8 protein-coding genes are annotated in these 14,037 nt (G+C 24.4%); 3 read left to right on the top strand and 5 right to left on the bottom strand.

Annotation, left to right across the window (positions count from 1 at the left end):
• Positions 1 to 168: 168 nt before the first annotated feature.
• Both AACL15_RS01920 and AACL15_RS01915 read right to left on the bottom strand, forming a co-directional pair.
• Positions 169 to 1,149: an acyltransferase family protein gene (locus AACL15_RS01920; RefSeq protein WP_339034782.1), complete on the bottom strand. Its 981-nt coding sequence runs from the start codon at positions 1,147 to 1,149 to the stop codon at positions 169 to 171.
• 65 nt (positions 1,150 to 1,214) lie between these two features.
• A complete protein-coding gene (locus tag AACL15_RS01915; protein WP_339034780.1) occupies positions 1,215 to 1,790 on the bottom strand; it encodes a DJ-1 family glyoxalase III in 576 nt (191 codons plus the stop codon).
• Positions 1,791 to 1,858: 68 nt separating this feature from the next.
• On the opposite strand from AACL15_RS01915, the gene AACL15_RS01910 reads away from it, so the two are divergent.
• Entirely contained in the window at positions 1,859 to 2,281 is a 423-nt protein-coding gene (locus AACL15_RS01910) for a hypothetical protein (protein ID WP_339034778.1), read from the top strand.
• A gap of 34 nt (positions 2,282 to 2,315) precedes the next feature.
• On the opposite strand, the gene AACL15_RS01905 is transcribed toward AACL15_RS01910, so the two are convergent.
• Both AACL15_RS01905 and AACL15_RS01900 read right to left on the bottom strand, forming a co-directional pair.
• Positions 2,316 to 2,834 carry a hypothetical protein gene (locus AACL15_RS01905; RefSeq protein WP_339034775.1) on the bottom strand — a complete coding sequence of 173 codons (519 nt, stop codon included), beginning with the start codon at positions 2,832 to 2,834 and terminating at the stop codon, positions 2,316 to 2,318.
• A 70-nt stretch (positions 2,835 to 2,904) separates the two neighbouring features.
• Positions 2,905 to 8,130 carry an ABC transporter permease gene (locus tag AACL15_RS01900; RefSeq protein ID WP_339034773.1) on the bottom strand — a complete coding sequence of 1,742 codons (5,226 nt, stop codon included), beginning with the start codon at positions 8,128 to 8,130 and terminating at the stop codon, positions 2,905 to 2,907.
• 101 nt (positions 8,131 to 8,231) lie between these two features.
• Between AACL15_RS01900 and AACL15_RS01895 the strand changes: the two genes are divergently transcribed.
• The gene (locus AACL15_RS01895) at positions 8,232 to 10,688 is read left to right on the top strand and encodes a hypothetical protein (RefSeq protein WP_339034771.1); all 2,457 of its coding nucleotides are present in this window, start codon (positions 8,232 to 8,234) and stop codon (positions 10,686 to 10,688) included.
• A gap of 87 nt (positions 10,689 to 10,775) precedes the next feature.
• Positions 10,776 to 13,217: a hypothetical protein gene (locus tag AACL15_RS01890; RefSeq protein WP_339034769.1), complete on the top strand. Its 2,442-nt coding sequence runs from the start codon at positions 10,776 to 10,778 to the stop codon at positions 13,215 to 13,217.
• A gap of 31 nt (positions 13,218 to 13,248) precedes the next feature.
• Here the strand turns inward: AACL15_RS01890 and AACL15_RS01885 are convergent, their stop codons facing one another.
• Positions 13,249 to 14,028, bottom strand: coding sequence for a hypothetical protein (locus AACL15_RS01885; protein WP_339034766.1), 780 nt, complete (start codon positions 14,026 to 14,028; stop codon positions 13,249 to 13,251).
• Positions 14,029 to 14,037: the final 9 nt, after the last annotated feature.

Raw genomic sequence — 14,037 nt, 5'->3', positions numbered from 1 at the left:
TTTCTCCTTCACAAAAATGTTTGAAAAAAAATTAAATAAGTACTATGCTCTTTGTTCTTAAAATCAATATTAACCAAAAAAAAAAAAAAAAGCAAGAAGCTTGATCAGTAAATAGCATAAAAAAATTGATATAAGCATATAAAAAATAATTTTCTATTATTAGCTTATTTAATAAATTTTATATTTATCTCAAATTTTGAAAATAAAACTTGTTGTATATTTTGAAAATTTTTCAGAAGAATAACAAATAGGAAATGAAATAAGTGTTGTGCCCATTAAAATTATTAAAGCATATACTATATTTCTTATAGGAGTTGGACTAAAATTTAAGAAGTTATTATTGAATAATTTCTCCATAAATATTGTTTGAATAAGATAATGAAATAAATAAACATATAATGATAATTTTCCTAGATAATCAATAAATTTATTATTATACGATGGAATAGATAAGAAAATTAAAAATAATGGAATAGACAAAAGAAATGTAATAACATTTGAAGTACTCATTGAAATTTTATACTTTATTACATTGATATTGTAAAACATAATAGGAATGTAAATTAGAAGAAAAAAGAAGATTGGAATAAGAATTTTTTTAATACCCTCTAAATTATAATACCTTTTAATTCAGGCTCCAATTAAATAAAAAGTAATCATATAAAATAAATTAAACATTGTAAATACTTGTCCAAATTTATATAGAGAAGTTGTTGCAGAAGAAAAAACAAATAATAAACATATTGAGATAAATAAAAAAGTTGATGTAGTTTTGTTTACAAAGTCATTTAGATATTTAATAAATGGTTGTAACAAAAGAAAACATCAAATATACCATCAATCTCTACCACCAAGAAATAAATTATTTACATGATCAAGTATATTTGTAAAATTATTAATTGAAAGACAAACTACTGTGTTTATTATTAAACAACACATTACAATCATAAAAAGTTTTAAAAAGTTATAATTTTTACTATCTACTTTAAAATATCCTGTAATAAGTATGAAAACACTCATAGAAGCTCCGATAATTGGCTCTAAAAAAATAATATTTTGATATCCGAAAGCAGTTCAGTCATGATACAAAATAATTAAAAATGCCATTAGATATTTAACCAATTGTAAATTACTATTATTTCTTCTCATAAATTCCTTTAAAATTTAATTTCATAAATTATTATATAGTAAAAGAGCACATAAATGTGCTCTTTCTAATAATTAAATACTAAACTCTTATGCAACTCCAACATTTTTTCAGTTGAAGTAAAGTGATCGACTATCTGTAATGCAAATTGTAAAGCCCCTCCAATTGAACTTCCAGTAATGAAGTTTTTATCAGCAATTGCAGATATGTGAGGTTTCTTAATTGCTTTTTCTAAATTAGAGATGCATCCAGGATAGTGTGTAACTTCAATCCCATCAACTAATCCTAATTTACCTAATATCTCTGGAGCAGCACAAATAGCTGCAATAACTTTATTTGCCTTTGCATGCTTTTCAAGTGAATTCATTAAAATTTCACTTTCTTTTAAATGTTCAACGCCAGCTCTTCCACCAGGTAAAATTAAACAATCATATTCAGAAAAATTAATATCATTAATTAATTTATCTGCAATAATTTCAATATTTCAAGCTCCCTTTACTTGTTTTGAATCATTAATTGATACTATATCAACAACAGGAAAACTTTTAGGAAATAATTTTTCTGCTCTTCTTAAAACATCTACTGTTGCAACAACTTCTGTATCTTCAAAACCATTAGCAACAAAAATAGCTACTTTTGCCATTTTTTATTCCTCTTTTCTTTTAATATTATACTACTAATTTTTATATATAATATTTATAGGTGATTTCTATGGGAACTATTAAAAATTTAATACTAGTAACAAAAATATTCAAAAAAGATAAAAATGAAGATTTATTTAAAGAAAATAGTTCTTCAAAACTAATTCACAATCAAGAACTATTAGAAATAAATATAAGAACTATTAAAAATGTTTCTAGAAAATTTAGTTCATTAATTTTTAAAGATAAATTTTCTCCAGAAAATGGTTTTAGACTAATTTATTCAAAAGGATTTAATTCTTTTGGTTTTAAAGAAAATATAGACTTAGTTATTTGTGATATTAAAAATAAGGTTATTGAAACTTATTCAAATTTTGGCCCTAACAAAATGACAAAATATTACGATAAGGCAGCATCAATATATGTTTTAGCAAATAATATGAATCAATTTCTTAATATCAAACAAAACGATTTGTTGAAAATTTTAAAATAAAATTGACTAGCTAAGTAGTCAATTTTATTTTTAATTATATTTTATTGTTATCTTCCAAAGATTCTTGTTCAACTTTTGACCAAAAGTCTACTGCTAACATTTTATCAACAAATTTAGTAGAAACATGCAATCCATTAAAATAAAAGTGATTTTTATTATGATTTAAGCAAATATGAATAATTGTTAAAGCTAAAAATCTATGATTTTCGTCAATTAGCTCCTTTGAGGATTTTTGTTTAAATTCTAAGTAGTCATAATTTTTAATCAACAATTCTTTCATTGTCTCAACTCCAGGATTATTTCATGATGTTAATAAGTATTCTTTTAAGGCAGCAATTTTTAATTTCCCTTCATTTCCTTTTGATAATCAATAATTAATTATTTTCTGTTCAAAAATTAATGCGAACTTCTTTATTCCCTCATCTAAAGTAGGAAAAAAATATTGACTTGGTTCCAATTCCTTTTCAAGTTCAAAATGAATTAAAAGTCATGAATCTGGAAATTTAACTACACCCAATTGATCTGAACTTAATTGATAAACTTTTTCACTCATATTTAAACTCCTTTAATTTATAAAATTATATCATAATTATAAATTTTTCTTACTTCTCATTAGTTTTCTTTTATTTCATAAGAACTGAGGGAGATTTTTTTCTAATATTTTTAGTTGTTATAACAATTGAAACAAAGAACGAACCAAAAACAAGAATAATTGCCAATATTGGGCTTCATCAAGTTAAACCATATGGTATTGAACCAAGTTGTTTACTAATTACATTAAATAATATTGATATTAGTGTGAAGTTTGCAAACACTCCTAATGCATAGAACAATGCAGATAATATAGTAACACTACCAAATGTATATTTAATAATTTTTCAATTTGAATACCCCAATGATTTCATAACAATCATAAATTTTTTATATTGATTAACGTATAAATCATTTATTAAGGTAATTGTTAAAACCATAATTATTATTAGTAAGCATATTGCAACAGTTGCCACAGTTAAAATTATGGAAGATAATTGTTTTATTAGAGCTTTTTGCTGACCTAATAAAACTGTTGATTTCATTTCAAGTGTACTTGATCCATAATTATTTCCATTCATAGTATCTTGACCTGCTTTATAATCTCTTGAAAAAGATGCTTGAGTTGTAATAAAATATGGTTCTTCTGCATTTGATAATATACCACTATATCACATACTTGGTCTAACGCTTTTTTGAAAGTCATTATCACCATAAATTAAATCTTTAATATTATTATCAGCTTTTTCAGTAAAATTATTTGGATTTATATAATCATATGTTTTGATATCGACTCCATTAACATTATAAGAACCAGCAGGTTTTGAAGTGTCTTCATATTTTAAATTAAATGGAATATATTTTGAAATACCATAACCACTTAATATATTTACAATACTTTGATCTGCAATTACTATGGGTTTTCCATACACTCCAATTGACCCAATTTTTTTAAATCTTATTTTTTCAATATTTTTATTATTTGATATTCAATTCATTTCAACGTTTCCTAAAGTTATTGGACCATCAGTTTCTCTTAAAGTTCTTGCAAAAAGATTTTCATACCCTTTTGACATATATTCAACTGGAACTCCTGATAAATTCTCTTGCTCGCGTTCAAAATTTCCTGATGCATCATAGTATAGAGAGTAAGGTTTAAATGCAAAATAATCGTTATTATTTTCTAAATTTGGATTAATTTTTGCTCAAGCTTTTTTAGTTTCTTCTGGAACAAATTGTGAAGCATCCTCTTGTCATCATTTACTACTATCTCTATTTCCACTCTGTTTCAGCTTCATAAAATTTTCTTTATATATTGATGGAATAAACATTGTTATATTGTCAAAAGAATAGTACGGTCTTATTTCAAAATCTAATTCTTCTCCTTCTGGTGTTGGAATTGAATTTAAATTGAAAAATCCATAAGCATTATCTTTAAGTTTTATATCTTCTTCTCTATTAAATAAATCAAATCCAGTTTGATCAAATATTGGAGCATATGTAAATTTACTTGCAGATAGTCCATCCATATCAATAAATGGTTTAATATTATTAGTAGCAGATGAGTTTTGATATTTTAATCAATCACCATCATCATACATTCATGCCTCATTTGGAATATTTAGAGCATTTTCTCTCAATATTAGTCTATCTTTTTGAATTTTTGGACTTTCAAGATTTTCTCAATTTTCATCTAATTCAAAATCTGTTTGTTCATTTGAAATAACAGGAATAGTTAAATTTTTTCCATCGTAAAATTTACTAATTTCTTTTAGTTTATTTGTATCAATTGTTTCACCTTTTATTAATTGTTGCAAGATTTGAATTTGATAATCACTAATAAATAAATTTTCTCTATCATTCATAGTCATTTTATAAGCATTTTGAGTTGATTGTAAACCAGTTAAGTCTAAGTTCCTATTGTTATTTGTCGCAACATTTAGTCTTGTATAAAAGTTATCAACTCCTGGAATATATTTATTTATTTGTCAACCAAAAGCAAAATTATTAAGTCTATTTTCTGATCTAGTTACATATTGTTTTATATATGAAGGTGTTTGAGCAATTATAATATTTACAATTTGTTCTTTTCAATCTCCCTCTGTTATTGATGAACCATCAATAAAATTTGTCAACAATTGTGGTAATCCGTCAGTCAATAATCCAGATAGATCTTTTATTTTTTGTAATCTATCTTCAAACTTTTCTAAATCAGGTGAATTAGAATGAATTGTTCATTCCAATATTTTTTGAATATCTGAAATTGAAATTCCTTTACCAACAAGTTGATTAATATTATTACCTAATAAACTTGCAATTATTGCAATTAAAGAGTTTTGATCTCTTAAATTTTTTTGTTCAGAACTACTTCCATTCATAAAATCATAAAGTCAATTTGCTTTTACTTGATTATTTTCTTCCTGAGTTAACAAGATTTGAGGTATTGCTGAGTTGTCTGGAGGTGGTGCAAAATCAGATACACTTTTAGATATTTTTGTTATTCCACTTCCAAAAATGTTATTGCTATCAAATAAGGAATTCTCATAATAATCAATTTCTCTCGTTGGTGACAAAGAAGTTTTTGCTAAAGGTGCATTTCCTATTAATTCTCTATTTTCAAAATAATTAGAATAATAAACATTTTTATAATAACTTCCCACCACATTTTGAACTAAACCTGGAATTGTTAAGCCAAATGATACTAAAAAACCAGCAAAGAATACAGTTGTAGCTGAAAGAACTGTTTTAGAGAAACCAGAGGTTGCTAATTCTATACTAAATCTAGTAGAGAATGACCTTTTTCTAAACATTTTATTGTTAATTGTATCCACTCATTTAATTCTTTTAACTTTTTCCATTTTATACATAATTTCTAAAGTCGGTTTTTTAACTAATAAAAATGCTGTAAAAAATGAAATTAAACATAAGAGTAATCCAAAAATTAATATAGATATTAGTAGAGCTAAGGGACTAAAAATAATTAAATTTGATTTTCCTGAAGAAAATTGCAAGAATACTTTTGCGACAAATTCTTGAATAAACGAACCTAATAGTCAAGCGATAGGAGCAACAAAAATAGTTACAATTATTCCATAAGATATATATGAAGATGAAATTTGAAAATTACCAGCACCCATTGCTTTTAAGATAGCAATTTCTCCAGAATTTAATTCAACTGTCTTTTTGACTGCTATAACAGTTGCTATTATTGTAATTATAAAAACTAATATTGAGAAAACATATGAAAATATTTTAAAGGCTAAAATTAACATTGGTGCAACAATTCAATTCAATTTAAAATTACTTGAATCAAATTTTGAATAGGTATTTATGAATCATTCATCATTTAATTTATCGTTTTTTCCAGTTATAAAATTATATGAATTGTATACTTCAATAATATTATTAAAGGAATAAGCTCTATATTTCTCTAAATTCTTGTTGCTTTCTGATATATCTTCTTTATTCTCAACAGTTAACATTGAATAAATAGACTTTGTAGCGATTTTTTCTAATTGAGTAGATATTATTTTATTAAAGTTGTCTTTTGTAGCAAAAATTATTGCATTCTTCTTATTATTTGGAAGTGGATCTTGAGTATTACCCATTGGGAAATAACTTAAAGGTTCTACAGCAAACCCTGAAATAACAAAGTTGCTTTCACCTAAGACTATATTATCCCCAAGTCGATATTTATTTGCTGTTGCAAATTGGGGATTTATTAAAATTTCATTTTTTGTTCTTGGTAAATTTCCTTCATATAAAGTTAATTTATTTTTTAAATCATTATTAATATCAATAATTCTATAATTAACTTCAGATATTACATCTGTAAATTCCATCTCAGCTCTTGCCTCATATTTAAAACCCATTGCCTTAGATAAAATTTCATTTTTAAGATAGAATGCTTTTGAAGTAGATATTTCATCATAATTATATTTTTTATTATAATTATCAAACTCTTCAAAGTCTTTATTATAGCCAATTAATTGTTCAATACTATTATTCTCATAATGTCTTAAATGTTTACTACTAAAACTACTATCATAATTATAAATTTTTCCATTATCGCTTCTTTTAACAATAATTTGATTTAAACTTCCTCTCATTCCATTTTTAAATATATCCTCTTTTGAGTTTGGATATCTATCTAAATCAAGATCTTCTGAACCTAAATCAATATTGTTTTTTCATGGTCTTTTAGAATTATCATCAACAAGAAACTTATCATTAGGCCCTAATTCTTCTTCGTTTCAATCATCTGGTAAAGTAGGATTAAATCCAAAAATTCATCTAAATATTGATAGTGCAAATTTTCTATTCTCAGTTTTATTTTCTTCTTCTGACTTTTCTAACAAAAAATCAAAACCTATTTCATTATTTTTATTTAATTTATTAAATTCTTCAATTATACTTTCTCTTTCTTTTGAATTAGAATTTTCTATTGCTTGATTAATTCAATATGAAGGATATTCAGTTGTTGAATTTATCAATTGTCTAATGAAAGTTTCTAATGCAAAATATAGATATCGATTATAAATATCAAAATCACTATTATTTTCTAATTCTGCATCAAAATTTTTATAACTAATTAGTTCTTTAATTTTTAACTCATAAAACAAAGTATTTTTGACATAACTTGGAGGATTTTCACTAAATAAATCTTCTAAATAAATCTTTTTTAGCATTTCAATTGTTGGCAAATAAAAATTTGAAATTGTGCCATTGTAATTTGCAGCTGTTTTTGTTAAATATGAATTTGAAGATGCTCCTGGATAATAATTAACATCTAAGCTCGGTTCTCACTTTACTTCATCTCTAATTGGATCATAAGTATATTGAAAAATACTATACCAATAATCTCTATGTGCTAACATTTTTAAAAATTCTTCTTGAATAATTGGAACTTCAAAAGTTTTAGTTAAAAAAGTTTTTTCATAACCCTCACTTGAAAAATTTTCAAAGTGAGAAATATTATAATTCAAATCGATTGCTTTATTACTTCTTTGACTAGTTAAATCATTTGAATCTTTAACATACAAAAATTGATTATTAAGAATATCCATAGGAGCAATTATATTTGAACCTTTTCCTTCTGATAAATTAACTCCTACTACTTGTTGGTTAACAAAATCAAATGGGTCCATTTTAGACATAGTTTTTTCATAATCTTCACTAATTCTTTTCGTAGTAGAAAAAGACACGCTTAAAATAAAGGTAGCCAAAAAACTTAAAATTATAATTACAATAAACTGTATCTTAAATTTCATTACACCTTTTATACCTTGTTTTAAATATAAAAATAATGTCTTTTTCATTTTATCTTTCCCGACTTCATTAGTTAATTTTTGAAATATTATATTAGTTCAAAAATATTTTATCATAATTTAAAAATATAATTTAAATATCGGGGGATAAAATGAAAAAAATAATTTCAATATTTGCAGTAATGAGTGTACCAATTTCTACTATAAGTGTTACTTCTTGTAGCATGATAAATTTAAAAAAAATATCAATTACAAATAAAGTTAGTAATTTAACTAAAATCTCTGAAACTTTATTACGAGGTTCAATGATTCAAAATGCAAGTCAAGAAACAAATACGGGTTTTGCATATGATTCAAATTATTTAAATAAACTTGTCTATAGTTCAAAAGTAAACTCTTTAATACCTTTTTTTAATACAGGAAAGGAAACAACTTTAAATGATCTTAGAGACCTTTATTTTGATAATCAAGATTTGAATAGAGATGCAATTAATGAGCTACAAGAAAATTTTTTAAATGATAAAGTTAAAGCTCCAATAAGCTCAATTAAAAGTATTGCAGGAACTCTTATGTTTGCAATAACTACCCTCCAATCAAATGGAGGAATTCATCCAAGTATTTCTGGTCTAATTCAGGGGGCTATACCTCAACTTAATTTAAATGATGACTTAGTTACTTCTTTAAACAGTAAAAATATTCAACCAATTGCAAAATTAATTCAAAAAATTAATGAGCCCTTATCAAAAACAATAGGTTTTTTGCAAGAGTCAAATGTTATTTATGGAATTTTGAAAAATTTTTTTAATTCTGAATTTGAAAATGCTATAAAAGAGAAAAATATTGAAGGAATATTTAAATGAATAATAAATTTTTTAAATGAGGTAAATTTATCAGGAGGAGCCAAAATACTTGATAACTTAATTAATTCAATATTAATGCAAGATAAACAAGCAGAAGAATTAAGCGGACAAATGATTCTAAATGCTTCATTGAATAAGGTTAATAATATTTTTGCCAGAGTATTAAATCAAGAAGATAAAATTATTAGCAATGAAGATATATATAATTTAAATAAAAATTTTGATAAAAACCTAGGGAAAATAATTGGAGAATTCTTTCAACAAATAGAAAAAAATAATTTAAATTTAAATATTGAAACAATAATAAAGTTAGTTTTTGAAAAGACTGAAAATATTACAGATATTTTATTTATAATTTCGGGACTACTTAAATATATTTCTTCAATAGATTTTTCAAGTTATATTCCACTATCAAATGATTATTTATTCGATAGTGGAAAAATAAACAATGATTTTTTAAAGGAGTTAAATAATTTAAGTTTAAAAGAAAATCCTTATAGTACAGAGAAACTTTTAAAAAATCTTTCTACAATTACAAACATAGAAAAAAATTTAGAAGGTAAGCAAATGCAAAAACTATTTTATTTACTTTTTAACTCTGGTGAAAAAGTAACAAATATTGATCAAAATATTGGGTTAATTGGTTTAATATCAAAATTAAGTTCTCCAATACTAGGACAAAATAAAAAAAATAACTATTCTGCTCTTCTTTATGGAATTGGTAATGGAGTTGCAATTTGAAAAGGATGGTCCTTTGGTGGAATTGGACCCGACCAAGTTGGAAATGTGCTTAGATGAGTAATTGGTGATGGTCTTGGATTTAATTCGGACTTTAGTGGTTTAAATAAAGTTATTGAAATATTAAATGGGATTGGTATTACAATAGATTTAAAAGTTAGTGAGAAGACAACAAGTCAGTTAAAACATCTATTTAGTGCTATTTGAGATGAGGATTCTACTTTAATAGAAGATTTAACTGGACAAAAAATTAGTTTATACTCTATTTTTAAAAATGAAATTGCAAGTGGTATTACAATATCAAAACTTATTGATTTAATTTATAAAAATATATCTCAAACTGATCTAAATAATAAAATTTATAAAGAAAAAATCATTAATAAAAAGGCAGAAAAATTAGCTATTGGATTAGACATCATTAGTAAAGAAATTGTAAATGATAAATATCAACTATGATATAAAAGCAATAATAGTGAAAAGCAATTCATAGAAAATAGTCTAACCGGAGACTATAACCCTCTACAAGCCTTTATACTATCTTCAACAAGAAATGGACTTTACTTAAAAATTAATGAAAACCCAATAATAGTAAATCAAAAAGTTAGGGGTTCTAAGACTTCAATGTATGCTTTGGGAACTGATTTTGATTCAAATGGAAATCAAGTATTTAGTAATTTTAGACGCTCTTCTATTATGGAAGGAATGGAATATATTTTTGATGATAAAATAACTAATTATATTTTAGAAGATATTGTAAAAGCATTTAATGATATAAATATGATTGATAATGAGGTTTCAAATAATATCTATAAAAAATTAATTCAAAGCAAAAATTTTAAAACAAAAAATTTAAGTTATATTAATATAGATAAAGCAAATTTAGTACAGTCAATAACTTATGAAACTATCTACGTTGATCCCTTTAATAATAAAAGGTTTAAGTATGAAATTAATCTAATTCTTAAACCTGATCAAATTTCATGAAAAGTAAATAATATAAAAAGAGTGTAAATTTGATTTTGATTATAAAAAGTTTCTTTATGTAAAGAAACTTTTTTAATATATAATAACTATAATTAGAGGGAGTAGTCGGGGAAAATGAAAAAAATTATTTCACTTTTAGGAATAGTTTCAATAACAGCATCTACAGCAAGTGTCACAAGCTGTAGTACAATAAATAACAAAAAAAAGTCAGTTATTAATAAAGTAAAAAATTTAACTCAAATATCATCAACTCTTTTAAGGGGTGCAATGGTGCAAAATGCCAGTCAAAAAGTAAACTATGGACTTGCATATGATGCAAATTATTTACTAGATTTAATACACTCAAGCAGAGCAGAAGAACTTATGCCAGGTTTTAATACAAATTATCAAACTGATATGAGTTCATTAAATGGTAGTTATTTTAATCAAAGCTTGAAAAGAGAAGAGATAAATAAAATAGCTAAGGTTGATGGATCTAATGATAACGGCCCTTTTCTTACAGATAATGTAAAATCTCCAGTTGGAGCTGCTGATTCGATTGGAAGTCTTTTAACAGTTTTTATAGGAATTATAAAATCTAATGGAGGAATTCATCCAAATTCTTCAGGACTAATACAATCTTTTTTGCCTCAATTAAATCTTAGTGAAGATAATGTAGATAAATTTAGTAGTCAAAAAATGGCATCGATTTCAAATACTTTAGACCAATGAGCTGAAATAATTGCCATAATAATAAAAATAGCTGTTAGCGCAAAATTACCATATACTTTAATTTCAAATTTATTAAATGTTAATTTTTTAACAGCATTAAGAGAAAATAACTGAAAGATCATTAACGAATCAATTATTAAAACTCTTTTAAATATAGACTTTGTATCAATATTAGATCTATTAGTAAACAGTATTTTAAGAGTAGATAAAATTGAAAATTTAACAAATAAAAAAATAATGAATGCTGCTATAAAAAGATCAAATAATATATTTGCAAAACTTTCAGGTCAAAAAGATAAAGTTATAAAAAATATAGATGAATTATATCAAGATATTGATTTTAATTTTGAAAATAAATTTGGCGATGTCTTTGCAGGATTTTTAAATAATTTAAATAACTTAGACACATCAAATATTTTCTCTATTATATTTGATGCCCTATTTGTTATTTCAGCTATTTTACAAAGAATTACAAGTATTGATTTCTCACAAGACACTCCACAAAGTCATGATGATCTTTATTCATATAAAGGAGAAGTTGGAAGAAGAGAAAAAAGAAATTTAAAATTTTTAAAAGAACTTGCTGATAATGAATTTGAAAATAGTCAATTTAGTACTAAAACATTAATCAAAAACTTTTCTATTGCATTAAATGCAAAAGATAATGATGGTTTAAATTTTGCAAAACTATTGGGATTATTATTTCAAAGTGGAAGTAGTAAGACCATAGACATATCAAAGCCAGGAATTCTTGGTTGAGTGCCATCTTTATTAGCAAAATTAGGAACTTTATCAGGTGATTATAAAGGTGTTGAGGGTTTTTCACCAATTCTTTATGCAATTGGTAATGGTTTTGCACAGTGAAAAAATATTAAAATTAATGTAATTGGAGAAATTGGGCCTAATCAAATAGGTAATTTTGTAAAAGCTATTATTGATGCCTTTATTGAAAACAGAAGTATTAATGGTTTGGACTCTTTATTTGATTTTTTAAAAACTTTTGGTGTTAATATTCCACTTAGATTTAACCAAGATGAAATGATGAAAAGTGCTTGAAAAACTCTATGAAGCTCTGAATCAACTTTTTTGAAAACTATTATTGGAGGAGAAAAAAACATTTCATTGCAAACTATATTAAGTTCTCAAATATATAACGGAAAAACTATTTCTGAAATATTAGATTTTATTTATTATTCAATTAGCTCAACAAATCCAAATTATATAAAAGTAAAAGATTTAAAAGAATCTACAATAGGATTAACTGATGGAATTAGAGATATTTCTTCAGCATTAATTGAGGATAAATATTCTATTTTTTATGGTCAAGATACTCCATATAAAGAAGGTATTAATAAATACACAGCTCTTCAAACATTAATGATAACAAATAATAAAAATGGATTATATATAGATATTGATCAGAAAAAAAATAAAAACGTTAAAGGTATAAAATCTGCTATGTTTGCTCTTGGAAATGATTATGATGAAAATGGTAGACAAAAAAATATATTTAGAGAAAAAACGATATTAAGTGGTTTAGAAAAAATATTAGATGACTCTAATATCAATGATCTCTTAGATCAAATACTACTTGGTTTTAAGGATGTTAATAAAATGAAAAGTGATCTTACAACATATTATTATAGACCTTTAATTCAGAATGACAATTTTAAGACAAAAATTTTAAGTTATAAAGGTATTGATGAACAAAACACTGATGCTATTATAAAATATAGAACCTTGTATACAATACCTTATTCAAATGCTACATTTACATATGAAATAGAACTAATATTATTAAATGGGTCTGATGAATGAAAAATTAACTCAATTGAAAGAAAATAAAAACTCGTTTAATATACGAGTTTTTTAAATATTACATTATAAATATAATTGCTATAATAGTTCCTAAAGTTAAAATTGGTAGCAAAAATCATAATAATCATGTTTTTGATTTTCACTTTACTCCATAACCCTTTTTTTTATCTTTTTTAGGTTTTTCTTTTTTGGGAGGAACTATTTTAATCTCTACATTTTTATCTTTTGCTTCTGGAGGAGCTTTTCTTCATTGATCAAATTCTTTAATTGGTTTTATTTCCTCGTGTTTTTTCTCCAATTTATGAGGTTTTTTTTCTTTTGCTTTTTTTAAATTCTCATCAATGAACTGTTCTTTTTCATTTTCTGCAAGTAATGGCTCATCAGAATCTGGAAGCATTTCAATTTCACCATTTGTTTTTCCACTTAAAGTATCTACAAAGTGCTGTGCTACATCTCTATTTGTAGTTCCAAATGTAATACCATTTCCAAAACTATCATTTTGAAGTGAGACATAATGTAAGCCTCCGTCATTTTTTGAAAATTGCAGTTGAATTTTTTGCAATGAATATGAGTCAAATGGCAAATATCTTATTTGTGTACTTGAATCATCATCGCCAATTTCTAAAGTAAAAGTTCTTTTAGATGTAATAAAAACAATTCCAATCATTTTTTCATCATATCTTTTAAAACTGGCTCAAAGTGCAGATAAAACTATTTCATCTTCATCAATATAAGTTTCACTGTGTTGTCAAACTTTCTCTAAAATATTTTTGTATGTAGGTAATCAAATATAACCTTGTTGAGCTAATTCTTCTCTTATTTTGGCACTAGTTTTCATTTTAAATTA

Origin of the sequence: Spiroplasma endosymbiont of Cantharis rufa (assembly GCF_964019665.1) — a bacterium.
Lineage (GTDB): Bacteria > Bacillota_I > Bacilli_A > Mycoplasmatales > Mycoplasmataceae > Spiroplasma_A.
Note: the sequence above shows the minus strand (reverse complement) of the source record. Positions and strands in the feature narration are given on the sequence as shown.